Origin of the sequence: Pseudomonas sp. LPB4.O (genome assembly GCF_038383825.1) — a bacterium.
GTDB lineage: Bacteria > Pseudomonadota > Gammaproteobacteria > Pseudomonadales > Pseudomonadaceae > Aquipseudomonas > Aquipseudomonas putida.
In genome coordinates this window covers 5,508,636-5,535,078 of sequence record NZ_CP151298.1, presented here as the reverse complement: position 1 = coordinate 5,535,078, position 26,443 = coordinate 5,508,636, and the positions used below count along the sequence as shown (strand labels likewise).

Genomic DNA, 26,443 nt, shown 5'->3' with positions numbered 1-26,443 from the left:
AAAAAAATTTCAAAAAATTCAACTTGTTGATTCCACAGGCCTATTACCGTTCTGGATGCACGGCAGTGGGGGCTGTCCAAGGCAGACATTTCCGGTTTCAATAGGCCTATGCCAGAATTCATATCTATATACCCCAAGGTGAACCCCTTCTGATGGCCGATTGGCAATCCCTCGATCCCGAGGCCGCTCGCGAAGCGGAAAAATACGACAACCCCATTCCCAGCCGTGAGCTGATCCTGCAGCGCCTTGCCGACCGCGGCGAGCCCGCCGCGCGCGAGGAGCTGGCGAAAGAGTTTGGTCTGTATGAAGAAGACCAGATCGAAGCCCTGCGCCGCCGCCTGCGTGCCATGGAGCGCGACGGCCAGCTTATCTATACCCGGCGCGGCACATATGCCCCGGTGGACAAGCTCGACCTGATCTGCGGCCGTATCTCCGGCCACCGCGATGGGTTTGGTTTCCTCATTCCCGATGATGGCAGCGATGACTTGTTCCTCAGCCCGTCGCAGATGCGCCTGGCCTTCGACGGCGACCGCGCGCTGGCGCGTGTTTCCGGTACCGACCGCCGTGGGCGCCGTGAAGGCGTGATCGTCGAGGTCATCTCCCGTGCCCACGAAAGCGTGGTCGGCCGCTACTTTGAAGAAGGCGGCATCGGCTACGTAACCCCGGACAACCCGAAGATCCAGCAGGAAGTGCTGGTGACTGCCGGGCGTAACGGTGGTGCCAAGATCGGCCAGTTCGTCGAGATCAAGATCACTCACTGGCCAACGCCGCGCTTCCAGCCACAAGGCGACGTGGTAGAAGTCATCGGCAACTACATGGCGCCGGGCATGGAAATCGACGTTGCCCTGCGCAGCTACGACATCCCGCACGTCTGGCCCGAAGATGTGGTCAAGGAAGCGCGCAAGTTCCGCTCCGAAGTCGAAGACAAAGACAAAGAGAAGCGCGTCGACCTGCGTCATTTGCCGTTCGTCACTATCGACGGTGAAGACGCCCGCGACTTCGATGACGCTGTCTATTGCGAACCGCTGGGCAAGCTGCGCCTGTTCTCCGGTGGCTGGCGCCTGTATGTGGCCATCGCCGACGTGTCCAGCTACGTGCGCCTTGGCTCGGCCCTGGACGTCGAGGCCCAGCAGCGCGGTAACTCGGTGTACTTCCCCGAGCGTGTGGTGCCGATGCTCCCCGAAGAGCTGTCCAACGGCCTGTGCTCGCTGAACCCGCACGTCGACCGCTTGGCCATGGTCTGTGAAATGACCATGAACAAAGCCGGCCAGATGGTCGACTACCAGTTCTACGAAGGTGTCATCCACTCCCACGCCCGCCTGACCTACAACAAGGTCAGCAGCATGCTCGAGCACGCCCGCACCCGTGAGGGCAAGGCGCTGCGCGAGGAGTACAAGGCGGTCGTGCCGGACCTGAAGAACCTGTACAACCTGTACAAGGTGCTGTTGGATGCCCGCCACACCCGCGGTGCCATCGACTTCGAGACCCAGGAAACTCGCATCATCTTCGGCGATGAGCGCAAGATCGCGGAAATTCGCCCGACCGTGCGCAACGAAGCCCACAAGCTGATCGAGGAATGCATGCTGGCGGCCAACGTGGCCACCGCCGAGTTCCTGCAGAAGCACGGCGTGCCGGCACTGTACCGCGTGCACGACGGCCCGCCGCCGGAGCGCCTGGAAAAACTGCGTGCCTTCCTGGGCGAGCTGGGCCTGAGCCTGCACAAGGGCAAGGACCCGTCGCCGAAGGATTACCAGGCCCTGCTGGCGAGCATCGCCGGGCGCCCGGATTTCCACCTGATCCAGACCGTAATGCTGCGCTCGCTGAGCCAGGCGGTGTACAGCACCGAAAACAACGGCCACTTCGGCTTGAATTACGAGGCGTACACCCACTTCACCTCGCCGATCCGCCGTTACCCGGACCTGCTGGTGCACCGCGCCATCCGCAGCATCATCCGTTCCAAGGTCGACACCCCGCACGTCAAGCGTGCCGGCGCCATGAGCATCCCCAAGGCGCGCATTTACCCGTACGACGAAAACACCCTCGAGCAGCTTGGCGAGCAGTGCTCGATGACCGAGCGCCGGGCTGATGAAGCCACCCGTGACGTGGTCAACTGGCTCAAGTGCGAGTACATGAAGGACCGCGTGGGCGAAACCTTCCCAGGCGTGATCACCGCGGTGACCGGCTTCGGCCTGTTCGTCGAGCTGACCGATATCTATGTAGAAGGCCTGGTGCACGTCAGTGCACTGCCGGGCGACTACTACCACTTCGACCCGGTCCACCACCGCCTGTCCGGTGAGCGCACCGGGCGCAGCTTCCGCCTGGGCGACACGATTGAAGTCAAGGTCATGCGTGTTGACCTGGACGAGCGCAAGATCGACTTCGAAGTGGCCGACAAGACGCTTGCTGCGCCGATTGGCCGCAAGCAGCGCGGCGCCGCGCCGGCTGCCGACAAAGCCGACAAGCCCGAGCCAGCACCGGTCGAGGCCCGGGCCACGCCGAAGCCGCGCAGCCGCAAGAGCGAAACCTCCGAGGCGTATTTCCCGAAAGACGCCGTGCAGCGTAACGCCGAAGTGCGCAAAAGCCGTGAAATGAAAAAGGCGCTGATGAGCGATGCCCGCACCGGCGGCTCGTCCAGCAGCAAGTCGGACAAAGGTGGCAAGGCCGCCGGCAAGCCGACCAAGCACCGTAAAGGCCCGCCGAAGTCCGGCGCGCCACGCAAGAGCAAGAGCAAGTCATGAGTCAGCTGGAAAAGATCTACGGCGTGCACGCCGTGCAGGCGTTGCTGCAGCACCATCCGAAGCGGGTCAAACAGATCTGGCTGTCGGAAGGGCGCAGCGAGCCACGCCTGCAGACCCTGCTGGCGCTGGCTGCAGAAAACCGTGTGCAGGTTGGCCAGGCCGAGCGCCGTGAGATGGACGCCTGGGTTGAAGGCGTGCACCAGGGCGTTGTCGCCGAGGTGAGCCCAAGCCAGGTGTGGGGCGAATTGATGCTCGAAGAGTTGCTCGAGCGCACCGAAACGCCGCCGCTGATCCTGGTGCTGGACGGTGTTACCGACCCGCACAACCTCGGCGCATGCCTGCGCACGGCCGATGCGGCCGGTGCCACGGCGGTGCTGGTGCCCAAGGACAAGTCGGCGACCCTGACGCCTGTGGTGCGCAAGGTGGCGTGCGGCGCGGCAGAGGTGATTCCGCTGGTGGCCGTGACCAACCTGGCGCGCACGCTCGAGAAACTGCAGCAGCGTGGCCTGTGGGTGGTGGGTACCGCCGGCGAGGCCGAGCAGGAGATCTACCAGCAGGACCTGACCGGGCCTCTGGTGATGATCATGGGCGCAGAAGGCAAAGGCATGCGCCGGCTGACCCGTGAACATTGCGACTTCCTGGTGAAGTTGCCGATGGGCGGTAGCGTCAGCAGCCTGAACGTTTCGGTGGCCACCGGGGTTTGCCTGTTCGAAGCCGTGCGTCAACGCCAGGCCAAGCGCTGAGCTTCAGCCTGTTCCGGTCCATTCGCGGGCGCGCTCGCTCCCACAGGTTTTTCACTGGCTTTCAAGCAGTGAAGTCCCTGTGAGAGTGGGTTTACCCGCGAAATGGCGGGTAGCCTGTGAATATGTATCAGGCTGTTCAAATATTCGCCAATTGCCTTGCTTGTGCGCCACGCCTTCTCTACAATTGCGCCCCTTGCCGAGCTGGCAGGTGCTCATGTGCCTCCCCTCCGTGCAAGACATACAGTGTCATTCACTCCTTGTCTGACCAGATACGCTGGCAGACTACTAACCCGTAAGGAGCATTCATGCGTCATTACGAAATCATCTTCCTGGTTCACCCGGACCAGAGCGAGCAAGTCGGCGGCATGGTTGAGCGTTACACCAAGCTGATCGAAGAAGACGGTGGCAAAATCCACCGCCTGGAAGACTGGGGCCGTCGTCAACTGGCCTACGCAATCAACAATGTTCACAAGGCTCACTACGTGATGCTGAACGTTGAGTGCACCGGCAAGGCCCTGGCCGAGCTGGAAGACAACTTCCGCTACAACGATGCCGTTATCCGTAACCTGGTCATCCGTCGCGACGAAGCCGTTACCGGCCAGTCCGAGATGCTGAAGGCTGAAGAAAACCGCAGCGAGCGCCGTGAGCGTCGTGAGCGTCCTGAGCATGCTGACTCCGCCGAAGGCGACGACAGCAATGACAGCGACTCCAGCGATAACGCTGACGAGTAATCCACGGACCTTTAGAGGAGCCTATTAAATGGCACGTTTCTTCCGTCGTCGTAAATTCTGCCGCTTCACTGCTGAAGACGTGAAAGAGATCGACTTCAAAGATCTCAACACCCTGAAAGCTTACGTATCCGAAACCGGCAAGATCGTTCCAAGCCGCATCACCGGTACCAAAGCTCGTTATCAGCGTCAGCTGGCTACCGCTATCAAGCGCGCCCGCTTCCTGGCCCTGCTGCCCTACACCGACAGCCACGGCCGCTGAGACCGGGTCGTCGACAAGCAGTAAGGGATTAGCATGCGAGCGTTAGCAAGTTTCATCATGCGCGGTCGTGTGCAGGCCACCCTCGTGGTGGTCATCAGCGCGGTACTGCCGCTGCTGTTCTGGTTGAGTGCCGCTGCATGCAGCTTTGTGCTGCTGCGGCGTGGTTTCAAGGATGCTACAACGGTCATCGCCGGCGGCCTGCTGGCCGGGTTGGCTGTGTGGGTCATGGGCGATCCCATCACCTTTCTGGTGATTGCAGGAGCCCTGAGCCTGGCCGCCCTGTTGCGAGCCGAGCATCCCTGGAGCCGGGTGTTGGTGGTCAGTGCCGTGTTCGCCGTGGCTTTCAGCCTCGTGCTCGATCTGGCGCTGGCGCAAACCTTCGATGTGCTGGCCAAGGCGTTTGCCGAAGCCATGCCGAAAATCGAGGGGCAACCCGTGCTCTCCGGTGAGCTGATCCGCCCTGTGCTGGTCGCTTCCACAGCAGTGACGGTGCAATTGTTCAGTGTGCTGGCCTTGGTGCTGGCGCGCTACTGGCAGGCAGCGTTGTACAACCCTGGAGGCTTCGGTCGCGAGTTTCGCGCCCTGAAGTTGCCAAAACAGACCATGGCGGTCTTGGTGGCAGTGATGGTGGTGGCTCCGTTTATCGGGCCGCAGTTCATCATCCTGGCATCGGCTTCGAGCCTGGTACTGGTACTGGCCGGCATCGCTTTGATGCACGGGCTGGTGGCACAGGGCCGACTGGCCGGTTTCTGGCTGGTGGGCATGTACGTGACGCTACCGCTGATCATGCAGCTGATTTATCCGTTGCTGGTGGTTTTGGCCATTGTCGACAGCCTGATTGATTTTCGCGGTCGCAAGTCCCCCAAGGGGAATGACTCCGCGAACGGTGAAGGTTAAAAGTTAAGAGGTTTTACCAAATGGAACTGATCCTGCTGGAAAAAGTCGCTAACCTGGGCAACCTGGGCGACAAAGTAAAAGTTAAGGCTGGTTACGGCCGTAACTTCCTGCTGCCATTCGGCAAGGCCACCGTTGCCAACGCCGCCAACCTGGCTGCGTTCGAAGAGCGTCGCGCCGAGCTGGAAAAAGCAGCTGCTGACCGTAAATCGTCGGCTGAAAGCCGCGCTGCCCAACTGGCCGAGCTGGAAGTGACCATCACTGCCACCGCTGGCGACGAAGGCAAGCTGTTCGGTTCGATCGGCACCCACGACATCGCTGACGCCCTGACCGCCTCCGGCGTTGAAGTGGCCAAAGCTGAAGTTCGTCTGCCGAACGGCACCATCCGTCAGGTTGGCGAATACGACGTAGCCGTGCACCTGCACAGCGACGTTGAAGCCACCGTACGCGTGGTTGTCGTAGCTGCCTAAGCTGCGCTAACTGGCTGGCTCCTTGCGGGTCAGGCGGTTAACATCGGGCACGGTCCTGTTTTATGCAGGCCGTGCCCTTTGTCTTTTTCATCCCTCCAGAATTCTTTCGTGGCCATGAACGAGATCACCACCTCCGAACAGCTTGACCTGCAAACCGCCGCCCTGAAGGTGCCGCCGCATTCCATCGAGGCCGAACAGGCCGTGCTCGGTGGCCTGATGCTGGACAACGACGCCTGGGAGCGAGTGCTGGACCAGGTGTCGGACGGCGATTTCTACCGGCATGACCACCGGCTGATCTTCCGCGCCGTGCACAAGTTGGCTGATGCCAACCAGCCATTTGACGTGGTGACCCTGCACGAGCAGCTGGACAAGGAAGGCCTGTCCTCGCAGGTAGGCGGCTTGGCGTACCTGGCCGAACTGGCCAAGAACACCCCGTCGGTGGCCAACATCAAGGCCTACGCCGCGATCATTCGCGAACGGGCCACACTGCGCCAGCTGATCAGCATCAGCACCGATATTGCCGACAACGCGTTCAACCCGCAGGGGCGCAACGCTGCAGAGATTCTGGACGATGCCGAGCGGCAGATCTTCCAGATCGCCGAGGCACGGCCAAAGACCGGCGGCCCGGTAGGCGTCAACGAGCTGTTGACCATGGCCATCGACCGTATCGATACGCTGTTCAACTCCGACAGTGATATCACCGGTATTTCTACCGGCTACACCGACCTGGACGAGAAAACCAGCGGCCTGCAGGCAGCCGACTTGATCATCGTCGCCGGCCGTCCGTCGATGGGTAAAACCACCTTCGCCATGAACCTGGTGGAAAACGCCGTGCTGCGCAGCGAAAAGGCGGTGCTGGTGTTTTCCCTCGAGATGCCAGGTGAATCGCTGATCATGCGTATGCTGTCGTCCCTGGGCCGTATCGACCAGACCAAGGTGCGTTCCGGCCAGCTGGACGACGACGACTGGCCGCGGCTTACCTCCGCAGTCAACCTGCTCAACGACCGCAAGCTGTTCATCGACGATACCGCTGGCATCAGCCCGTCGGAAATGCGTGCGCGCACGCGTCGTCTGGCGCGTGAGCACGGTGAAATCGGCATGATCATGGTCGACTACCTGCAGCTGATGCAGATCCCGGGCTCTTCCGGTGACAACCGCACCAACGAAATTTCTGAAATCTCCCGCTCGCTCAAGGCCCTGGCCAAGGAGTTCAACTGCCCGGTCATCGCCCTGTCGCAGCTGAACCGCTCCCTGGAACAGCGCCCCAACAAACGCCCGGTGAACTCCGACTTGCGTGAATCGGGTGCAATCGAGCAGGACGCCGACGTGATCATGTTCGTGTACCGGGACGAGGTTTATCACCCCGAGACCGAGCACAAGGGGATTGCGGAAATCATCATCGGTAAACAGCGTAACGGCCCCATCGGTTTCGTACGCCTGGCATTTATTGGCAAGTACACCCGCTTCGAGAACCTGGCGCCGGGGATGTACAACTTCGATGACGACGAATAAGCCTGACTAAGTATCGCGACACCTTTCGCTCGCCTCGACGGTGACCAAGAACAACTGCCCTATGGTTGCTCTTTCGAGACTTAAAAGCCCCTGCGGCGGTGTCCCAAATAGCGGCCGGTCAACTCCGGCCGCAGAAGGGGCAAGGCTCGGTGTAGTTTATTTGGGATCCCTGATCGTACCGATCGTGACTTTGGTTGAAGTGAAGCCGGGTAATAGCTTGAAATGTTTGTATGCGATAAATTCATCGCCGTTCCTAGCTCTGGTTACTGACACACGGGTTGCATAACCGGAGGAAGCTGCTCCAGTCAATTTGCTCATATCCTCGATGAGTGACGTACCGGACTGCGGGGCAGGCGCGCTGGAGTGACAGCTCAGAAAATGAGTTGGCCGACCCGACATATCAATATCACGATCCAGCTGTCGGTAAAGACGCGCAGCGTTGTACCCGTCCTTGCTACTGCCGATCACCGAACCTGGTGCGCCATGGGCGCTGATATACAAGGTCGATGGCCTGTACCCGTTTGGTTGTTGCTCCATAAAGGCGACGACTCCATCGAATTCAACGAAAACCCTCCCACGATAAGCCTTCTGCGATAGCGTTCTGCCTAGTAGGGTGCCAAATTCTGGAGCCTTTCCTGTAGGGTCGCTGCCATTGATCGGATCATTGAGGGCAAACGCATAGCAGTTCAATCCTCCTGTTTCAAAAGGGCTTTCCCTGTCCGGGCAGGTGAATCGCATCAGGCCAGGGCTGTAGCTACGATAGCCATTACCCAATAGGTACTGATCAGTAAAAGGCTCCTGATATTCGCCTTTGAAACCTATGGCGGTATTGGCTCTGACGCTGCAGCCGTAAGCGCTGAAAGCTCGTTGCGTCAGTCTCGGTGGCGCGGCGGTCAGGCAAGAGGTGGTAGGCGAGATTTTCATGTCCGAGCCTTTGATGATGCCGATGCAGTTGCAATGCTAGCGTTGCCCTGAGCCGGACGAAACTGTCAAATCTGGCAGGTGCAAAGGCTACAGGTAAAACATCCGACCACCATCGTCGGATTTGGTCAAAATTTGTGCTATATTCCGCGCCCGCGATTTCCCTGCACACCAGAACCGGTCACTGACATGCAAGCAGCCAAACCACTCTACGACTATCCCAAGTACTGGGCCGAATGCTTCGGGCCAGCACCTTTCCTGCCAATGAGCAGGCAGGAGATGGATCTGCTCGGCTGGGATTCCTGCGACATCATCATCGTGACCGGTGATGCCTACGTCGACCATCCGTCGTTCGGCATGGCCATCATCGGCCGCCTGCTGGAAGCCCAGGGCTTCCGCGTGGGCATCATCGCCCAGCCGAACTGGCAGTCGAAAGACGACTTCATGAAGCTTGGCGAGCCGAACCTGTTCTTCGGCGTGGCCGCGGGCAACATGGATTCGATGATCAACCGCTACACCGCAGACAAGAAGATCCGTTCCGACGACGCCTACACCCCAGGTGGCCTGGCCGGCAGCCGTCCGGACCGCGCCAGCCTGGTGTACAGCCAGCGCTGCAAGGAAGCCTACAAGCATGTGCCGATCGTACTCGGTGGCATCGAGGCTTCCCTGCGCCGCATCGCCCACTACGACTACTGGCAGGACAAGGTGCGTCACTCGATCCTGATCGACGCCAGCGCCGACATCCTGCTGTTCGGCAACGCCGAGCGTGCGGTGGTCGAGGTGGCCCAGCGCCTGGCCAGTGGCGAGACGATCGAGAGCATCACTGACATCCGCGGCACCGCGTTCGTGCGCCGTGATACCCCGCAGGGCTGGTACGAGATCGACTCCACGCGCATCGACCGCCCGGGCCGCGTCGACAAGATCATCAACCCGTACGTGAACACCCAGGACACCCAGGCCTGCGCCATCGAGCAGGCCAAGGGCGACCAGGAAGACCCGAACGAAGCCAAGGTCGTGCAGATTCTCGACAGCCCGAGCGTGACCCGGGAAAAGTCGGTAATCCGCCTGCCGTCGTTCGAAAAAGTACGTAACGACCCGGTGCTTTATGCCCACGCCAACCGCGTGCTGCACCTGGAGACCAACCCGGGTAACGCCCGCGCCCTGGTGCAGAAGCATGGCGAAGTGGATGTGTGGTTCAACCCGCCACCCATCCCCATGACCACCGAAGAAATGGACTACGTGTTCGGCATGCCCTACGCCCGTGTGCCACACCCGGCCTATGGCAAGGAGCGCATCCCGGCCTACGAGATGATCCGTTTCTCGGTGAACATCATGCGTGGCTGCTTCGGTGGCTGCACCTTCTGCTCGATCACCGAGCACGAAGGCCGCATCATCCAGAACCGCTCGCACGAGTCGATCCTGCACGAGATCGAAGAGATGCGCGACAAGGTGCCGGGCTTCACCGGCGTGGTCTCCGACCTTGGCGGGCCGACCGCCAACATGTACCGCATCGCCTGCAAGAGCCATGAAATCGAGAAGCACTGCCGCAAGCCGTCGTGCGTGTTCCCGGGTATCTGCGAAAACCTCAACACCGACCACAGCTCGCTGATCGAGCTGTACCGCAAGGCCCGTGCCCTGCCAGGTGTGAAGAAGATCCTGATCGCCTCGGGCCTGCGCTACGACCTGGCCGTGGAGTCGCCGGAGTACGTCAAGGAACTGGTTACCCACCACGTGGGCGGCTACCTGAAGATTGCCCCGGAGCACACCGAGCGTGGCCCGCTGGACAAGATGATGAAGCCGGGTATCGGCTCGTACGACCGCTTCAAGCGTATGTTCGAGAAGTATTCGAAAGAGGCGGGCAAGGAGCAGTACCTGATCCCGTACTTCATCGCCGCGCACCCGGGCACCACCGACGAAGACATGATGAACCTGGCCCTGTGGCTGAAGGGCAACGGCTTCCGCGCTGATCAGGTGCAGGCGTTCTACCCGTCGCCGATGGCCTCGGCCACGGCCATGTACCACTCGGGCAAGAACCCCCTGCGTAAAGTGACCTACAAGAGTGAAGGGGTGGAGATCGTCAAGAGCGACGAGCAACGCCGCCTGCACAAGGCGTTCTTGCGCTACCACGACCCGAAGGGCTGGCCGATGCTGCGTGAAGCGCTGGAGCGTATGGGCCGCGCCGACCTGATCGGGCCGGGCAAGCATCAGCTGATCCCGCTGCACCAGCCGCAGTCCGACACGTACCAGAGCGCGCGCCGCAAGAACTCGACCCCAGCGGGCAGCCACAAGGTGGGCAAGGACCAGAAGATCCTCACCCAGCACACCGGCCTGCCGCCGCGTGGTAGCGATGGCAGCAAGCCGTGGGACAAGCGTGAGAAGGCCAAGGCCGAGGCGTTTGCGCGTAACCAGCAGGCGGCCAAGGAGCGCAAGGAAGCAGCCAAGGGCGGCAAGGGCAACAAGAAGCCGCGTCAGCCCGTTATTCCGCGCTGATTGATCTATTTGGGGCTGCTTTGCAGCCCTTTCGCGGCACAAGGCCGCTCCTACAAGAAACCGCGATTCCCTGTAGGAGCGGCCTTGTGCCGCGAAAGGACCGCAAAGCGGTCCCAAAAATCTCAGCTTTAGTCAGGCTGCTTGTCGACCCACTTCGGCACCACCGGCGCCACAAAGCTGTCCATCCCGTCCAGCAGCGCGTCCGGCTGCTGCCCCAGCAGCAACATCGCCCGATGTTGCGGCCGCACAAAGCCTTCTTCGACGATATGGTCCAGGAACCCGCCCAGTTTCGTGTAGAAGCCGTTCACATCCAGCAGCCCCAACGGCTTGGCGTGATAGCCCAGTTGCCCCCAGGTCCATACCTCGAACAATTCTTCCAGCGTACCCAGCCCACCCGGCAGTGCGATGAAGGCATCGCTAAGCTCGGCCATGCGTGCCTTGCGCGCATGCATGCCGTCGACCACTTCCAGGCGGCTGAGGCCCTTGTGGCCGATTTCGGCGTTCATCAGGCTTTCGGGAATGATCCCGATCACTTCGCCACCGGCCGCCATGGCCGCGTCGGCAACGGTGCCCATCAGGCCGACCGCGCCACCGCCATAGACGAGGGTCAGGCCGCGGCGCGCAATGGCCTGGCCAAGTGCGATGGCTGCTTCACGGTAGGCAGGGTTGGCGCCGATGCTGGCGCCGCAGAACACACAAACGGAACGTACGGGCATTGCTCATCTCCTGTCACTCAGGTGGACAGGGTACGGCGCATGCCCGTCGCTTCCAAGGCCACGTTCATTCCGGGCGGGAGAATTCGCAGATGGCGCCCGTTGCCCCGTGGGCATAGGCGGCGAGCAGGCTGTTGATAAATGCAGAGATGGGCATTTGGTATTGCTCCTAAATGAGAGGTTGTCCCATCGTCTATTAAAAGGGCATGATGTGCTCTTAGATTGGTTGTATACAATCCATTGAACAATTCTACTGGCTGGCCTGTTGACACCCCCTTGACCCATATCAGCAAGGGGCTGAACGGTTTCAGGCAGTCTCGCAATTGATAAAACCCTGCCAAGGAGATTCATGATGTTTGCGAAAGCTGTAGCGGTATCCCTGCTGACCCTCGCCAGCGCCTCTGTCTTTGCAGCCGAATGCTCGGTGACTGTCGAATCGACGGACCAGATGTCCTACACCACCAAAGAATTCACCGTCGACAAGAGCTGCAAGGAATTCACCGTCAAACTGACCCACTCCGGCAACCTGCCGAAGAACGTCATGGGCCACAACCTGGTGATCAGCAAGACTGCCGACATGCAGGGCATTGCCACTGAAGGTATGACCCAGGGCATCGATAAGGGCTACCTGAAGGAAGATAACGCCAACATCATCGCCCACACCGCGATGATCGGTGCACCGGAAAAAGAGACCGAAGTGAAGTTCGACACTTCCAAGCTGGAAGCCGGTGGTGACTACAGCTTCTTCTGCACCTTCCCGGGCCACATCTCGATGATGAAAGGCAAGGTCGTCGTCAAGTAAAGACAGCTGTGTAGGCCTCTCGGGCCTATTCGCGGGCACGCCCGCTCCCACAGGTTAATCACTGTTTTCAAGGGCAGTGAAAATCCTGTGGGAGCGGGCGTGCCCGCGAAGCTTTTACGGGGCGAACGGCAATTCGCGCTTGTGCTGGGTCTTGCGGTAGGTGGCGACGATGATATCGAACGCAGCCTGATCAACCGGCAACCCATGCAGGAAGGCGTCGATCTGCTGGTAGGTCACGCCATGGGATGCTTCGTCCGGCTTGCCCGGCTCCAGGTCTTCAAGGTCCGCCGTCGGCACCTTCTCCACCAGTGACTCCGGTGCGCCAAAGCTGCGCGCAATGGCCCGTACCTGGTTCTTCACCAGCCCGCTCAGGGGCGCCAGGTCGCAGGCACCATCACCAAACTTGGTAAAGAAGCCCATTACCGCCTCGGCGGCGTGGTCGGTACCGATCACCAGGCCCGCGCGGGCCCCGGCGATGGTGTACTGGGCAACCATGCGGGTACGTGCCTTGACGTTGCCCACCACGAAGTCCACCAGCGTCGGCGAGCCGTTCTTCAATTCCACCACTTCAGCGGCCAATGCCCGCACCGCCGGGGCGATATCCACGGTGTGCACTTCATCGGCCTTGATCACGTCCAGGCAGGCCTGGGCGTCATGCTCGTCATGCTGCACCTGGTAGGGCAGGCGCACGGCAATGAAGGTGTATGCCTTGTCGCCGGTTTCGGCCCGCAGTTCATTCACGGCGCGCTGGGCGAGCAAGGCGGCAGTCAGCGAGTCGACACCGCCGCTGATGCCCAGCACCAGGGTCTTGAGCCGGGCGTTGGCCAGGCAATCCTTGATGAACGCCACACGCCGGGCGACTTCGGCCTCGAGCGCTGCAGCGTCGGCGAACGGCGGCTGTACCTTCAGCGCCTGGGCAATCTCTTGCTGAACCGCTTGCATGGGTTACTCCTTGCTGGGGACTTTGAATACGTGGCGCATGTAGGCGACGAAGTTCTCGTCACGGCATTGGGTCTTGGCAGCTTCATCCGAGATCTTGGCCACTGGCGCGCCGTTGCAGTCGGTCATTTTAAGCACGATGTTCATCGGCGCCACACCCGGTATGTCGCAGGTCAGGTTGGTGCCGATGCCAAAGCTGACGTTGATGCGACCGCGCAGGGCACGGAAGATCTCCAGTGAGCGGGTCAGGTTGAGGCCGTCGGAAAACACCAGGGTCTTGGTCATCGGGTCGATACCCAGTTTCTGGTAATGGGCAATGGCCTTCTCCGCCCAGGCCACCGGCTCGCCCGAGTCGTGGCGCAGGCCGTCGAACAGCTTGGCGAAGTACAGGTCGAAATCGCCAAGGAAGGCATCCATGGTGATGCAGTCGGTCAGGGCGATGCCGAGCAGGCCGCGGTACTCGCGCACCCAGCAGTCCAGCGCGGCGATCTGGCTGTCGATCAGGCGCGGGCCGAGTTGCTGGTGGGCCATGATCCACTCATGGGCCATGGTGCCCAGCGGCTTGATATCCAGTTTCCATGCCAGGTCGACGTTGCTGGTGCCGACGAAGCGGGCCGGGAAGTCGTCGCGCAGCACCCGCACCACGTCTTCCTGCACACGGCTGGAAAAGCGCCGGCGGGTGCCGAAGTCGGCTACCTGCAGGTTGGCCAGTTCGTCATCGCTGGCATGCGCGCGCAGCCAGTCGAACTTGCGGTACAGCTGGTCGCGGGCCTCGGCCAGGCGCATGTGCGGGTGCAGATGGCGGTTGCGCACTTCGCTGATGATGGCCAGCAGTGGCACTTCGAACAGGATCACATGCAGCCACGGGCCTTTCAGGCGCAGGAACAGCTGGTCGTTTTCAATGCCGACGTGCACGTAGCGCAGGTTGAAGCGGAACAGGCGCAGAAAGCGCAGGAAGTCGGGTTTGAGGAAGCTGATGCGTTCGAGGAAGGCCAGCTGGCCATCATCCAGGGTGAGGTCGCTGAGCAGTTCGAGCTGGTGGCGGATCTCGCCCAGGTAGGGGCGCAGGTCCTCGCCGTTACGGCAGCGGAATTCCCATTCGACGTCGGCGTCCGGGTAGTTGTGCAACACGCCCTGCATCATCGTGAGTTTGTAGAAGTCGGTGTCGAGCAGGTTGTGCACGATGCGCTCGGCGAATGCGCTCTCGCTCATCAAGGGGGCTCCGGAAGCGGCGAATGGCCGACATTGTGCCAGCCTTTTGGGCCTTGTTGTGTCTGGGCTGGCCTCTTCGCGGGTGAACGCGCTCCCACAGGGCTGCGTATGTGCCAAAACAGAGGTGTTTTTCCGTGCACCGGCTAGCCTTCAAACGGTGCCGCCTGTAGCAGTCGCGCACCAGCGGTGTGCACTTCGGTGACGTCCGCTGTTACAGGGCGGTTGCACGTAAACACTTGCCAGGGTTGCAATGATGGCACATGGCGGTTGCTCCTTGTCTGTACGTGTGGTGGCGCCCGCCGCGCGGCAGACGGTTGCACGCTCAATAAAGAAAAGGCCGTCGGTCGCCTGCAGTGCACCTGCGCAGTGTGTTTTCCCGGAAGACAAAACCTATGGCACGGCCCTTGCTCTGAGCACAGGGTTGAGAAGTTGTAGTGCCAACCAAAAAAAACTCTAGGAGCACCACCTCATGTCGCAGACGTTTTACAAGAAAGGTTTCCTGGCACTGGCCGTCGCTACGGCCCTGGGTGTTTCTTCGTATGTTCAGGCCGACGTCAAGATCGGTGTAGCGGGCCCGATGACCGGGGCTAACGCGGCGTTTGGCGAGCAGTACATGAAAGGTGCGCAGGCAGCGGCCGACAAGATCAACGCCGCCGGTGGCGTGAACGGCGAGAAAATCGTCCTGGTCAAAGGCGATGACGCCTGCGAACCGAAGCAGGCCGTGGCCGTGGCCAACCGCCTGGCCGACCAGGACAAAGTGATCGGCGTAGTGGGCCACTTCTGTTCTTCCAACACCATTCCGGCGTCCGAGGTGTATGACGAAGCGGGCATCATCGCCATTACCCCGGGCTCGACCAACCCACAAGTGACCGAGCGCGGCCTCAGCGCCATGTTCCGCATGTGCGGCCGTGACGACCAGCAGGGCATCGTGGCCGGTGACTACATCGTCGACGTGCTCAAGGGCAAGAAAGTCGCGGTGCTGCACGACAAGGACACCTACGGCCAGGGCCTGGCCGATGCGACCAAGGCGCAGCTTGAGAAGCGCGGCGTCAAGCCGGTGCTGTATGAAGGCCTGACCCGTGGCGAGAAAGACTTCAGCGCCGTGGTTACCAAGATCCGTTCCACCGGTGCCGACGTGGTGTACTTCGGCGGCCTGCACCCAGAGGCCGGCCCGCTGGTCCGCCAGCTGCGCGAGCAGGGCCTGAAGGACGTCAAGTTCATGTCCGATGACGGCATCGTCACCGACGAACTGGTGTCCACCGCCGGCGGCAAGCAGTACGTCGATGGTGTGTACATGACCTTCGGCGCCGACCCACGCCTGTTGCCAGACAGCAAGGCCGTGGTGGAAGAGTTCCGCAAAGGCGGTACCGAGCCCGAAGGCTACACCCTGTATGCCTACGCTTCGGTACAAGCGCTGGCCGCAGCCTTCAATGGCTCCAAATCCAACAAGGGCGAAGACGCCGCCAAGTGGCTCAAGGCCAACCCGGTGCAGACCGTGATGGGCGAGAAGAAGTGGGACAGCAAGGGTGACCTGACCGTGTCCGACTACGTGGTCTACCAGTGGGACAAAGACGGTAAATACCACCAGCTGGAAAAACAAAAATAATAACGGCCCACGGCCCGGGCTGATGCCCGGGCCCAAGCCCCTGCGGTACCTGTCTTTATTCGGAGATCTGCACGGTTCTGCACTGCGGGGGCCGCTTTATCCGTGGCCTGCCGTGGTCGGCGCTCGTGCAATCTCAATCAGGTGAGATTGCGTTATGGATGGTATTTTCCTGCAGCAACTGGTCAACGGCCTGACCCTCGGGTCGGTCTATGGCCTGATCGCCATCGGCTACACAATGGTCTATGGCATCATCGGCATGATCAACTTCGCGCACGGCGAGGTGTATATGATTTCCGCGTACCTCGCGGCAATCAGCCTGGCATTGCTGGCCTATTTCGGCGTCGAGTCGTTCCCGCTCCTGATGTTGGGCACGCTGTTGTTCACCGTCGTCGTCACGGGCGTCTATGGGTTCACCATCGAACGCATCGCCTACAAACCCCTGCGTAACTCCACCCGCCTGGCGCCGCTGATCAGTGCCATCGGCATCTCGCTGATCCTGCAGAACTACGCACAGATCAGCCAGGGCGCCCGCCAACAAGGCGTGCCCACCCTGCTTGAAGGGGCCTTGCGTGTCGAAGTCGGCACCGGCTTCGTGCAACTGACCTACACCAAGATCTTCATCCTGATCGCCGCCTTCGTGGGCATGGGCCTGCTCACCTACGTGATCAAGTACACCAAGCTCGGCCGCATGTGCCGTGCCACACAGCAAGACCGCAAGATGGCCTCGATCCTGGGCATCAACACCGACCGGGTGATTTCGTACGTGTTTGTCATCGGTGCGGTAATGGCCGCCTTGGCCGGTGTGCTGATCACCATGAACTACGGCACCTTCGACTTCTATGCCGGCTTCATCATCGGCATCAAGGCGTTCACCGCCGCAGTGCTCGGTGGTATCGGCTCGCTGCCTGGCGCCATGCTTGGCGGCATCATCCTGGGGATTTCCGAGTCGCTGTTCTCTGGCCTGATCAACTCCGACTACAAGGACGTGTTCAGCTTCTCGCTGCTGGTGATGATCCTTATCTTCCGCCCACAAGGCCTGCTGGGTCGCCCGCTCGTGGCTAAGGTGTGAACATGTCCGTTGCCAAAACTGCCTCTGCTTCCGAAACCAAGGGTTTCGACCTTAAACGCAGCCTGCTGGAGACCCTCGTCGCCGGCCTGCTGGCACTCATTGTGTTTGGCCCGGTCGTCGGCGTGGTGCTCGACGGCTACACCTTCAATGCCGAGCCGCGCCGCGTAGCCTGGCTGGTCGGCGGGGTGATGGTGGGGCGCTTCCTGCTCAGCCTGTACCTGCAGACCGCCGCTGGCGTGCGCATGCTCCAGGGCTTCGATAACGGTGGCTCTGGCGTGCATGTGAACGCGCCGGACTACAAGTCGCGCTTGCGCTACATCATCCCGGCGCTGGTGGTGATTGCCATCGTCTTCCCGATCTTCGCCAACAAGTACCTGCTGACCGTCGTCATCCTCGGGCTGATCTACGTGTTGCTGGGGCTTGGCCTTAACATCGTGGTCGGCCTGGCCGGCCTGCTCGACCTGGGCTACGTGGCGTTCTACGCCATTGGCGCCTACGGCCTGGCACTGGGTTACCAGTACCTTGGCCTGGGTTTCTGGAGCGTGCTGCCCCTGGCGGCCATCGCCGCCGCGTTGGCGGGGTGCATACTGGGCTTCCCGGTGCTACGAATGCACGGTGACTACCTGGCTATCGTGACCCTGGGCTTTGGCGAGATCATCCGCCTGGTGCTGAACAACTGGCTGTCGTTCACCGGAGGCCCCAACGGCATGCCGGCGCCTTCGCCAACCTTCTTCGGCCTGGAATTCGGCCGCCGGGCCAAAGATGGCGGGGTACCGATCCACGAGTTCTTCGGCTTCGATTACAACGCCAACCTCAAGTTCGTGTTCATCTACGCGGTGCTGTTCCTGGTGGTGTTGGCCGTGCTGTACATCAAGCACCGCCTGACCCGCATGCCGGTAGGCCGCGCGTGGGAAGCGCTGCGCGAAGACGAGATCGCCTGCCGCTCGATGGGCCTGAACCACGTGCTGGTCAAGCTTTCGGCGTTTACCCTGGGTGCCTCCACGGCTGGCCTGGCGGGGGTGTTTTTCGCCACCTACCAGGGCTTCGTCAACCCGTCGTCGTTCACCTTCTTCGAGTCGGCGCTGATCCTCGCCATTGTCGTGCTGGGTGGCATGGGCTCGACCGTGGGCGTGGTGATTGCAGCGTTCGTACTGACCGTGGCGCCCGAACTGCTGCGCAGCTTCTCCGAATACCGGGTGCTGCTGTTCGGTGTGCTGATGGTGCTGATGATGATCTGGCGACCGCGTGGGCTGATCCGCATCAGCCGGACCGGTGTGACCCCGCGTAAAGGAGTGGCGCCATGAGCGACGATATCATTCTCTCTGTCGACAACCTGATGATGCAGTTCGGTGGCATCAAGGCGCTGAGTGATGTCAGCCTGAAGGTCCGGCGCAACCAGATCTTCGCCCTGATCGGCCCCAACGGCGCCGGCAAGACCACGGTGTTCAACTGCCTGACCGGCTTTTACAAGGCCAGTGGCGGGCGCATCGAGTTGAACGTGCGCGGCACCCACACCAACGTCATCCAGTTGCTTGGCGAGCGCTTCCAGGCGGCGGACTTCGTGTCGCCGGCGCGCTTTGCCAACCGCCTGTATTACAAGATGTTCGGCGGCACACACCTGGTCAACCGCGCAGGCCTGGCGCGCACCTTCCAGAACATCCGCCTGTTCAAGGAAATGTCGGTAGTGGAAAACCTGCTGGTGGCCCAGCACATGTGGGTCAACCGCAACCTGCTGGCCGGGGTGCTCAACACCAAGGCCTACCGCAAGGCCGAAAGCGACGCGCTGGACCATGCGTTCTACTGGCTGGAAGTGGTCGACCTGGTTGACTGCGCCAACCGCCTGGCCGGCGAGCTGTCGTACGGCCAGCAGCGCCGCCTGGAAATTGCCCGGGCCATGTGCACGCGGCCGAAGATCATCTGCCTGGACGAACCGGCGGCGGGCCTGAACCCGCAGGAAACCGAAGCCCTAAGCCGCATGATTCGTGTGCTGCGTGACGAGCATGACATCACCGTGGTGCTGATCGAGCACGACATGGGCATGGTCATGAGCATTTCCGACCATATCGTGGTGCTGGACCACGGCAACGTGATTGCCGAAGGCGCGCCGCAGGAAATCCGCCACAACCCGACGGTGATCGCCGCCTACCTGGGTGCAGATGAAGAGGAACTGGTATGAGTGCACCCATTCTCGAACTGAAGGACCTGGACGTGTTCTACGGGCCGATCCAGGCGCTGAAAAAGGTTTCGATGCACATCAACGAAGGCGAGACGGTCAGCCTGATCGGTGCCAACGGTGCCGGCAAGTCCACCCTGCTGATGTCGATCTTCGGCCAGCCGCGGGCGGCATCCGGGCATATCGTCTATCGCGGCACCGACATTACCCGCAAGTCGTCGCACTACATTGCTTCCAACGGTATTGCCCAGTCGCCGGAAGGACGCCGGGTATTCCCCGACATGACCGTCGAGGAAAACCTGATGATGGGCACCATCCCCATCGGCGACAAGCATGCCGCTGAAGACATGCAGCGCATGTACGAACTGTTCCCGCGGCTGAAGGAGCGGCGTACCCAGCGGGCCATGACCATGTCCGGTGGCGAGCAGCAGATGCTGGCGATTGCCCGGGCGCTGATGAGCCGGCCGAAGTTGCTGTTGCTGGATGAGCCCTCGTTGGGGCTGGCACCGATCGTGGTCAAGCAGATCTTCTCGACCCTGCGTGAGCTGGCCAAGACCGGGATGACCATTTTTCTGGTGGAGCAGAACGCCAACCATGCCTTGAAGCTGTCCGACCGGGCTTATGTGATGGTCAACGGGGAGATTCGCATGACCGGCACCGGGCAGGAGCTGCTGGTCAACGAGGAAGTGCGCAACGCCTATCTTGGCGGGCACTGAGTTACATCCGGGGCCGCTTTGCGGCCCATCGCAGGCAAGCCAGCTCCCACAGGTACCGCACAAACCTTGAAGGCAGCGCAATATCTGTAGGAGCTGGCTTGCCTGCGATGGGCTGCAAAGCAGCCCCATTCCCATGTGGACAACTTGCCGCGCCTTATTCTCGAGACACGCCAATACTCCCTCGCAAGCCCTTGTTTCCACAGGCGTGATCTTGTCCACGGATAATGTGGAACCGCCTGTGGAAAACATGGTGGCATCTCGCTCCAGCCCTCTGATACCGTGCCCTGCAGCGATGCGATCATTTTTTGATCACATGGTTCCTGTGGATGACTTTTCAGGGTTTTTCACAGACCCGAAAGCACCTGGAAATCAATGACAAAGCTGTGGATAACTCTGTGGGAAAACCTTGGACAGACTGCTGCAGGCTGCATGCTTGAAAGCTTTGCATCCTCAACGAAAAGATATCCACCGACCACCCAACGCTGAAAGGGTTCCGCACTGTGGACGAGTTGCCCCCAATCTGTGGGGAAAGCCTTGTGGATAACATGCGCATAGCTGGCGCCGAGCCTTCTGCCGCAAGGGTTTGCCGGACATGTACAAAAAATGTACAGCGCCCTGAACGGCTTGCTGCCCGCGCGCGGCGCGGGCATGCTGCAAAGCTGCCGATGACAACCTACCGTGAGGAACAGAGCATGACGTCCACCGTATTCATCACTGGCGCCACTTCCGGTTTCGGCGAGGCCACCGCCCGCCGCTTTGCCGAAGCTGGCTGGAAGCTGGTGCTCACTGGCCGCCGCAAGGAGCGCCTGGATGCCCTATGCGCAGAGCTGTCGGCCAAGACCGAGGTCCACGCCCTGGTGCTCGACGTGCGTGACCGCAAGGCCATGGAGCAGGCCATCGCCAGCTTGCCGGCCGGGTTCGAGAAGATTCGCGGCCTGGTCAACAACGCCGGCCTGGCACTGGGTGTGGATGCGGCGCAGAACTGCAGCCTGGACGACTGGGAAACCATGGTCGACACCAATATCAAGGGCTTGATGTACACCACCCGCCTGCTGCTGCCACGCCTGATCGCCCACGGTCGCGGCGCGTCGATCCTCAACGTAGGTTCTGTGGCGGGCAACTACCCGTACCCGGGCAGCAACGTGTATGGCGGCACCAAGGCCTTCGTCGGCCAGTTCTCGCTAAGCCTGCGCTGCGACCTGCGCGGCACTGGTGTGCGCGTGAGCAACATCGAGCCGGGCCTGTGCGAGAGCGAGTTCTCGCTGGTGCGGTTCGGCGGTGACCAGGCCAAGTACGACGCCACTTACGCGGGTGCCGAGCCGATCCAGCCGCAGGACATTGCCGAGACCATCTTCTGGATCCTCAACCAGCCAGCGCACATCAACATCAACAGCCTGGAGCTGATGCCGGTGAGCCAGGATTGGGCAGGGTTCTCCATCGACCGTTCGGTCAAGGGCTGATTCAGGAAAGTGGGGCCGCTTTGCGGCCCATTCGCAGCACAAGGCTGCTCCTACAGGCATTGCGCAGGTTTCGGTAGGAGCAGCCTTGTGCTGCGAAAGCGTCAGCTCAGGCGCTGCAACCCTTCCAGGCAAGTCGCCAGATGGTAGGGCGTAGTAGAAGGCATATCATGTCGGCTGACGTTGCCCTCACCATCTCGGCACTCATACCAGCCCGCTTCGCGCAAGAACCGCGCTTGCAGCGCCTGCAACTGGTCAACCAGCTTCGCCTCACTCCCCGCGCGCAGCACCAGCGCCCGCAGGTACTCCGCCTGGGCCCAGATGCGTTGCGTGGCATCCAGCACCCGGCCATCCACATCCAGCATTGCCAACACTGCCCCATTCTTCACCCCGAACTGCTCGGCAAAGCCGAACGCCCGGTCAATGGATGCATGCAGTGGCGTGTCACGCAGTAGCGGTGAGGTGTGCAGCAGGTAGAACCACTCGAACTGATGCCCCGGCTCGAACCAGTTATCCACAGCCCCGCGTGGCTTTTCCAGCATCAGGCCATGGGCTGGTTCGACGAAGTGCGCCTGCAGCGCTTCACACAACTGCAGCAGCGACTGCTGGGTATGTTCATCAACGCGCACCGCCAGCACCTGCAGGAACGCCTCGGCCAGGTGCATCTGTGGGTTCTGCAGCGGGCCGCTGCCCAGGTCAGCCCAGTCTTCGCCCAGGCTGGCCTCGTACAGGCCATCGTCACGGGCGAATTGCTGGTCGATGATGCCCAGCGCAGCGTTCAGGGTGGATTCCACCAGGCTTTCGCGCACCTTGCCCCAGTAGTGCGCGCAGGCAAAGACGATGAATGCGTGGGTGTACAGGTCCTTGCGCCGGTCCAGCGGCTTGCCTTGGGCGTCGATGCTGTAGAACCAGCCACCGTGCTCGGCATCGTGGAAGTGCTTTTGCAGCGAGCGGAACAACGCCGCCGCGCGCTCGGCCGCGCCCGGTTGCCCGATACGGCTGCTGAACAGGTACAGCTGGCGGGCGCAGGCCATGGCCCGGTAGCGCTGCGCCGGCAACGGTTGGTGCTTGGCGTCCAGCGCCTCGTAGGGCAGGGCCATGTCGGCATTCCAGCCTGGGCCTTGCCACAACGGCACGATGCATTCGGCGAAGTGCTGGTTGAAGCGGGCCAGTTCAGGCAGGGTGGGGCGGGGGTTGGACATTTCGGCGCTCGTCGCTGTCGGGCAGGGCGCCATGGTAGCAGAACTGGGGTTTTCGGTAGCCTGTGCCGGCCCATCAGCCCGGGTTGCCGAGCCCTTGCCAATGCCGCGCGCCGACGAAGATGAAGCGCAATTGCTGGGTGATCTTTTCCTGCGCCGTCAGCGCCTGTGGATAACCCGATTCGGGGCTGTCGATAAGCTCGGGCAGGGTCGCGAACACAGTCTTCACCACAAGGTCGGCCATCACTGCCAGCGCGGCGTTGTCCAGGTGCTGCCAGCGCTTCATGCGCGCCAGGTCGGTGGCCAGATCGTCGCTGATGTCCTGGCGCAGGCGGGCAATGGCCTGGCGCACGGCCTGTGAGCCACCGTATTGCTCGCGGGCCAGAAACAGGAACTGCGCGCGGTGAGCAGCCACCACGTCGAGGAAAATGCGCACCGAAGCGTCTGTGATGCCGCCCAGTTCGAATTCGTTCTGGCGCACCAGGCGGATGGTCTGGCGGAAGGTGGTGTCGATTTCGGCCACCAGGGCCAGGCCGAGGGCGTCCATGTCGGGAAAATGCCGGTAGAAGCCGGTGGGCACGATGCCGGCCGTCTTCGCCACTTCACGCAGGCTGATACTGCCGAAACCACGGCCACTCTCCATCAGCAGGCAGGCGGCATCGAGCAGGGCCTGGCGGGTCTGTAGTTTCTGTTCGGCGCGCGGCAGCATGGTGCGGGCTTCTGTGGCGGTAAGGCTGGGCACTCTAGATAAAAAAACAAAGCCCGGTCAATGGACCGGGCCTGGAGGGGAGCACGCGTTGTGACTCAGGTTGTTCTTTTCGGCCATGGCGATCAGCTCACACGGCTGAGTTCAACCAGGCGATCCGAGCCACCTTCAGCGACGCGGCCAGTGCGTTCGATCAGGCGATCCGAGCCACCTTCAGCGACGCGGCCGGTGCGTTCGATCAGGCGATCCGAGCCACCTTCAGCGACGCGGCCAGTGCGTTCGATCAGGCGATCCGAGCCACCTTCAGCGACGCGGCCAGTGCGTTCGATCAGGCGATCCGAGCCACCTTCAGCGACGCGGCCAGTGCGTTCGATCAGGCGATCCGAGCCACCTTCAGCGACGCGGCCAGTGCGTTCGATCAGGCGATCCGAGCCACCTTCGGCAACACGGCCACTGCGTTCGATCAGGCGGTCAGAGCCCCCTTCGGCAACGGTTTTCAGCGGCTGGGCGATTTCGGCAGCGCTGGAGCGGGATTCGGCGGTCAGGTGTTGTTCGTCGGCTGGCAGGGCAAAAGCATTGGCAGCCAGGATGGACAGGGTCAGGGTCAGCAGGTGGCGTTTCATGATTTCGGTGCTCCTCTCGGGGGCTGGAAAGTGGGTACGGAGCCAATGCTACGCTCGGTAACGCCAGAGAGAAGTTCATACGGGTAATGGTAACAATCGACCGCATTGATAGAGGTTTGCAAGCGCTCTAGGCAGCGCCATACAGGTCGGGTGATGACGATTTTGGTTGAGCTGTTGCCGGGTAGCAGGCATCGCTTGGCGCGACGTATTGCTGAGCAAAAGGCCAGGAAAACTTCGCTATCATGGCGCTCTCGATAAAACCCCACGGGTTTTCCACAGTCCGACATATTGACTGCCATCGCTGCACCCGTTTTGTGCCATACCGCAAGGAGAATCACGCAATGACGCGTCCCGCCAGAATCCTCCTCTGGGCCCTCGCCACCCTGTTAACCCTGCTGGCGATTCTGGTGGTGGTGATCGCCACCTTCGACTGGAACCGCGTAAAACCCCTGCTCAACGAAAAGGTTTCCGAGGCCCTGCACCGGCCCTTCGCAATCAACGGCAACCTGGCCGTTCACTGGCGCACCGAGCCTGAAGAGGGTGGCTGGCGTGCCTGGGTGCCATGGCCGCATTTTATTGCCGAGGACCTGACCCTGGGCAACCCGGACTGGCTCAAGGAACCCAAGATGGTCGGCCTGGAGCGCGTGGAGTTCCGCCTGGCGCCGTTGCCGCTGCTGTTCCAGCAGATCAGCATCCCGCGCATCGACCTGACCAAGCCCACTGCCAGCCTCACCCGCCTGGCCGATGGCCGTGCCAACTGGACGTTCGACTTCGGCCCCAAGGATGAAAACGCAGAACCGTCCAAATGGCAGCTGGATATCGGTGCGATCGGTTTCGACCAAGGGAATGTCAGCTTCGACGACCAGACCCTGAAAACCAGCATGAAGGTGCAGATCGACCCGCTGGGCAAGCCGATCCCGTTCAGCGACATTGTCGGCAAGGCCAGCGCGGAGAAGGCCGGTGGTGCACAGGATTACGCCTTCGGGCTCAAGGCCCAAGGCCGCTACAAAGGCCAGCCGGTGTCCGGCACCGGCAAGATCGGCGGCCTGCTGGCCCTGCAGGACGCCAACCAGCCTTTTCCGCTGCAAGCCGACGTGCGCATCGCCGACACCCATGTAGTGCTCGCCGGCACCCTGACCGACCCGCGCAACCTCGGCGCGCTCGACCTACGCCTTCGCCTGTCCGGTGCCAGCCTGGGCAACCTCTACCCATTGACCGGGGTAACCCTGCCAGATACCCCGGCCTACTCGACCGACGGCCGCCTCAGCGCCAACCTGCATGCGCCGCAAGGCGCAACGTTCAACTACCAGGGCTTCAACGGCAAGATCGGTGACAGCGACATCCACGGCGACCTGGCCTTCGTCGCCAGCCAGCCACGGCCCAAGCTGTCCGGCAACCTGGTGTCCAACCAGTTGCTGTTCAAGGACCTGGCGCCACTGATCGGCGCCGACTCCAACGCCGAGCAGAAGGCACGTGGTGGTGCCAGCAAGCAGCCGACGGGCAAGGTGCTGCCGGTTGAAGAATTTCGCACAGAGCGCTGGCGCGCGATGGACGCCGACGTCACCTTTGCCGGCAAGCGCATCGTGCACAGCACGCAACTGCCGTTCAACGACCTTTCGGCCCATGTGATGCTTGAGGACGGCCTGCTGCGTCTGGAGCCCCTGCGTTTTGGTGTGGCCGGCGGCAACCTGGCCTCCAAAATCCGTCTGGATGGTCGCAGCGTGCCTTTGCAGGGCCGCGCCCAATTGACTGCCCGGGGCTTTAAGCTCAAGCAGCTGTTCCCCACTTTTGCGCCGATGCAGACCAGCTTTGGCGAGCTGAACGGCGATGCCGACATCAGCGGCCGCGGCAATTCGGTTGCGGCCTTGCTGGGGACGGCCAATGGCGACCTGCGCATGCTGATCAACGATGGCGCGATCAGCCGCAGCCTGATGGAGATCGCCGGCTTGAACGTGGGCAACTATGTGGTCGGCAAGCTGTTTGGTGATGAGGATGTGAAGATCAATTGCGCGGCGGCTGATGTGGGTATCAAGGATGGCCTGGCGACTACGCGGCTGTTCATCTTCGATACCGAGAACGCGATCATCTACATCAACGGCACGGCCAATTTTGCCTCCGAGCAGTTGGACTTGAAGGTGACCCCGGAATCGAAAGGCCTGCGGCTGTTCTCGCTGCGTTCGCCGCTGTATGTGCGCGGGCCGTTTGCCAAGCCCAATGCCGGCGTGCAGGCATTGCCGCTGGCACTGCGCGGGGCGGGAATGGTGGCGCTGGGTGTGGTGGCCGGGCCGGCAGCGGGGTTGCTGGCGCTGATTGCGCCCAGCAGCGGGGATGATCCCAATCAGTGCACACCGCTGTTGCAGCAGATGAAGGCGGGCAAGGCGCCGGCTGCAGTGAAAGGCAAGAAATGATGGGGGCCGCGTTGCGGCCCATTCGCGGCACAAGGCCGCTCCTGCAGGGGTAAGCGATCCCT

The 26,443-nt window shown here is 61.6% G+C and carries 23 protein-coding genes; 16 read left to right on the top strand and 7 right to left on the bottom strand.

All coding sequences use genetic code 11. From position 1 onward, the window contains the following. The first annotated feature begins 152 nt into the window (after positions 1-152). The 7 genes from rnr (at position 153) to dnaB (ending at position 7,347) form a co-directional block, all read left to right on the top strand. On the top strand, positions 153-2,738 hold the full coding sequence (gene rnr, locus MRBLPB4O_RS25075) for a ribonuclease R (RefSeq protein WP_341796904.1): 2,586 nt from the start codon (positions 153-155) through the stop codon (positions 2,736-2,738). Further along, on the top strand, positions 2,735-3,481 hold the full coding sequence (gene rlmB / locus MRBLPB4O_RS25070) for a 23S rRNA (guanosine(2251)-2'-O)-methyltransferase RlmB (protein ID WP_016489436.1): 747 nt from the start codon (positions 2,735-2,737) through the stop codon (positions 3,479-3,481). The genes rnr and rlmB overlap by 4 nt, the downstream gene beginning before the upstream one ends. A gap of 305 nt (positions 3,482-3,786) precedes the next feature. Next, complete coding sequence (rpsF, locus tag MRBLPB4O_RS25065; protein WP_003249557.1) at positions 3,787-4,212, top strand: 30S ribosomal protein S6; 426 nt, start codon at positions 3,787-3,789, stop codon at positions 4,210-4,212. Between the two features lie 28 nt (positions 4,213-4,240). After that, positions 4,241-4,471: a 30S ribosomal protein S18 gene (gene rpsR / locus MRBLPB4O_RS25060; protein ID WP_003249563.1), complete on the top strand. Its 231-nt coding sequence runs from the start codon at positions 4,241-4,243 to the stop codon at positions 4,469-4,471. 33 nt (positions 4,472-4,504) lie between these two features. Continuing rightward, on the top strand, positions 4,505-5,368 hold the full coding sequence (locus MRBLPB4O_RS25055) for a hypothetical protein (protein ID WP_043198105.1): 864 nt from the start codon (positions 4,505-4,507) through the stop codon (positions 5,366-5,368). Positions 5,369-5,388: 20 nt separating this feature from the next. Continuing rightward, positions 5,389-5,835: a 50S ribosomal protein L9 gene (gene rplI, locus MRBLPB4O_RS25050; protein WP_012316464.1), complete on the top strand. Its 447-nt coding sequence runs from the start codon at positions 5,389-5,391 to the stop codon at positions 5,833-5,835. Positions 5,836-5,949: 114 nt separating this feature from the next. Continuing rightward, positions 5,950-7,347 (top strand): replicative DNA helicase, encoded by a 1,398-nt coding sequence (gene dnaB / locus MRBLPB4O_RS25045; RefSeq protein WP_341796903.1) that lies wholly within the window; start codon positions 5,950-5,952, stop codon positions 7,345-7,347. A 156-nt stretch (positions 7,348-7,503) separates the two neighbouring features. On the opposite strand, the gene MRBLPB4O_RS25040 is transcribed toward dnaB, so the two are convergent. Continuing rightward, on the bottom strand, positions 7,504-8,271 hold the full coding sequence (locus tag MRBLPB4O_RS25040; RefSeq protein WP_341796902.1) for an RHS repeat-associated core domain-containing protein: 768 nt from the start codon (positions 8,269-8,271) through the stop codon (positions 7,504-7,506). A gap of 186 nt (positions 8,272-8,457) precedes the next feature. On the opposite strand from MRBLPB4O_RS25040, the gene MRBLPB4O_RS25035 reads away from it, so the two are divergent. Further along, positions 8,458-10,758, top strand: a complete 2,301-nt coding sequence (locus MRBLPB4O_RS25035) for a YgiQ family radical SAM protein (protein ID WP_341796901.1) — start codon at positions 8,458-8,460, stop codon at positions 10,756-10,758. Positions 10,759-10,886: 128 nt separating this feature from the next. Here MRBLPB4O_RS25035 and MRBLPB4O_RS25030 read toward each other — a convergent pair whose 3' ends face one another. Beyond that, complete coding sequence (locus tag MRBLPB4O_RS25030) at positions 10,887-11,474, bottom strand: TIGR00730 family Rossman fold protein (RefSeq protein WP_341796900.1); 588 nt, start codon at positions 11,472-11,474, stop codon at positions 10,887-10,889. A 349-nt stretch (positions 11,475-11,823) separates the two neighbouring features. Here MRBLPB4O_RS25030 and azu point away from each other — a divergent pair, with 349 nt between their 5' ends. Further along, positions 11,824-12,273 (top strand): azurin, encoded by a 450-nt coding sequence (gene azu / locus MRBLPB4O_RS25025; protein ID WP_016501867.1) that lies wholly within the window; start codon positions 11,824-11,826, stop codon positions 12,271-12,273. 114 nt (positions 12,274-12,387) lie between these two features. Here the strand turns inward: azu and nadE are convergent, their stop codons facing one another. After that, positions 12,388-13,215 (bottom strand): ammonia-dependent NAD(+) synthetase, encoded by an 828-nt coding sequence (gene nadE / locus MRBLPB4O_RS25020; RefSeq protein ID WP_016501866.1) that lies wholly within the window; start codon positions 13,213-13,215, stop codon positions 12,388-12,390. A gap of 3 nt (positions 13,216-13,218) precedes the next feature. Further along, positions 13,219-14,424 (bottom strand): nicotinate phosphoribosyltransferase, encoded by a 1,206-nt coding sequence (gene pncB, locus MRBLPB4O_RS25015; RefSeq protein ID WP_341796899.1) that lies wholly within the window; start codon positions 14,422-14,424, stop codon positions 13,219-13,221. 469 nt (positions 14,425-14,893) lie between these two features. On the opposite strand from pncB, the gene MRBLPB4O_RS25010 reads away from it, so the two are divergent. The 6 genes from MRBLPB4O_RS25010 (at position 14,894) to MRBLPB4O_RS24985 (ending at position 21,448) form a co-directional block, all read left to right on the top strand. Then, the gene (locus tag MRBLPB4O_RS25010) at positions 14,894-16,030 is read left to right on the top strand and encodes a branched-chain amino acid ABC transporter substrate-binding protein (protein WP_174370709.1); all 1,137 of its coding nucleotides are present in this window, start codon (positions 14,894-14,896) and stop codon (positions 16,028-16,030) included. A 154-nt stretch (positions 16,031-16,184) separates the two neighbouring features. Then, a complete protein-coding gene (locus tag MRBLPB4O_RS25005; protein ID WP_016489422.1) occupies positions 16,185-17,099 on the top strand; it encodes a branched-chain amino acid ABC transporter permease in 915 nt (304 codons plus the stop codon). A gap of 2 nt (positions 17,100-17,101) precedes the next feature. Then, the gene (gene livM, locus MRBLPB4O_RS25000) at positions 17,102-18,403 is read left to right on the top strand and encodes a high-affinity branched-chain amino acid ABC transporter permease LivM (RefSeq protein WP_016501862.1); all 1,302 of its coding nucleotides are present in this window, start codon (positions 17,102-17,104) and stop codon (positions 18,401-18,403) included. Then, positions 18,400-19,275, top strand: coding sequence for an ATP-binding cassette domain-containing protein (locus MRBLPB4O_RS24995; protein WP_063423426.1), 876 nt, complete (start codon positions 18,400-18,402; stop codon positions 19,273-19,275). Before livM ends, MRBLPB4O_RS24995 begins: the two co-directional genes overlap by 4 nt. Then, complete coding sequence (locus MRBLPB4O_RS24990; protein ID WP_043198088.1) at positions 19,272-19,988, top strand: ABC transporter ATP-binding protein; 717 nt, start codon at positions 19,272-19,274, stop codon at positions 19,986-19,988. Before MRBLPB4O_RS24995 ends, MRBLPB4O_RS24990 begins: the two co-directional genes overlap by 4 nt. 692 nt (positions 19,989-20,680) lie before the next feature. After that, a complete protein-coding gene (locus MRBLPB4O_RS24985) occupies positions 20,681-21,448 on the top strand; it encodes an SDR family oxidoreductase (RefSeq protein WP_341796898.1) in 768 nt (255 codons plus the stop codon). Between the two features lie 101 nt (positions 21,449-21,549). Here the strand turns inward: MRBLPB4O_RS24985 and MRBLPB4O_RS24980 are convergent, their stop codons facing one another. The 3 genes from MRBLPB4O_RS24980 to MRBLPB4O_RS24970 all read right to left on the bottom strand — a co-directional run bounded on the left by MRBLPB4O_RS24980 (position 21,550) and on the right by MRBLPB4O_RS24970 (position 23,973). Beyond that, the gene (locus tag MRBLPB4O_RS24980) at positions 21,550-22,647 is read right to left on the bottom strand and encodes an AGE family epimerase/isomerase (RefSeq protein WP_341796897.1); all 1,098 of its coding nucleotides are present in this window, start codon (positions 22,645-22,647) and stop codon (positions 21,550-21,552) included. A gap of 73 nt (positions 22,648-22,720) precedes the next feature. Further along, positions 22,721-23,353: a TetR family transcriptional regulator gene (locus MRBLPB4O_RS24975; protein WP_016501858.1), complete on the bottom strand. Its 633-nt coding sequence runs from the start codon at positions 23,351-23,353 to the stop codon at positions 22,721-22,723. 122 nt (positions 23,354-23,475) lie between these two features. Further along, a complete protein-coding gene (locus MRBLPB4O_RS24970) occupies positions 23,476-23,973 on the bottom strand; it encodes a phage infection protein (protein WP_341796896.1) in 498 nt (165 codons plus the stop codon). 341 nt (positions 23,974-24,314) lie between these two features. On the opposite strand from MRBLPB4O_RS24970, the gene MRBLPB4O_RS24965 reads away from it, so the two are divergent. Next, the gene (locus MRBLPB4O_RS24965; protein ID WP_341796895.1) at positions 24,315-26,381 is read left to right on the top strand and encodes an AsmA family protein; all 2,067 of its coding nucleotides are present in this window, start codon (positions 24,315-24,317) and stop codon (positions 26,379-26,381) included. Positions 26,382-26,443 lie beyond the last annotated feature (62 nt).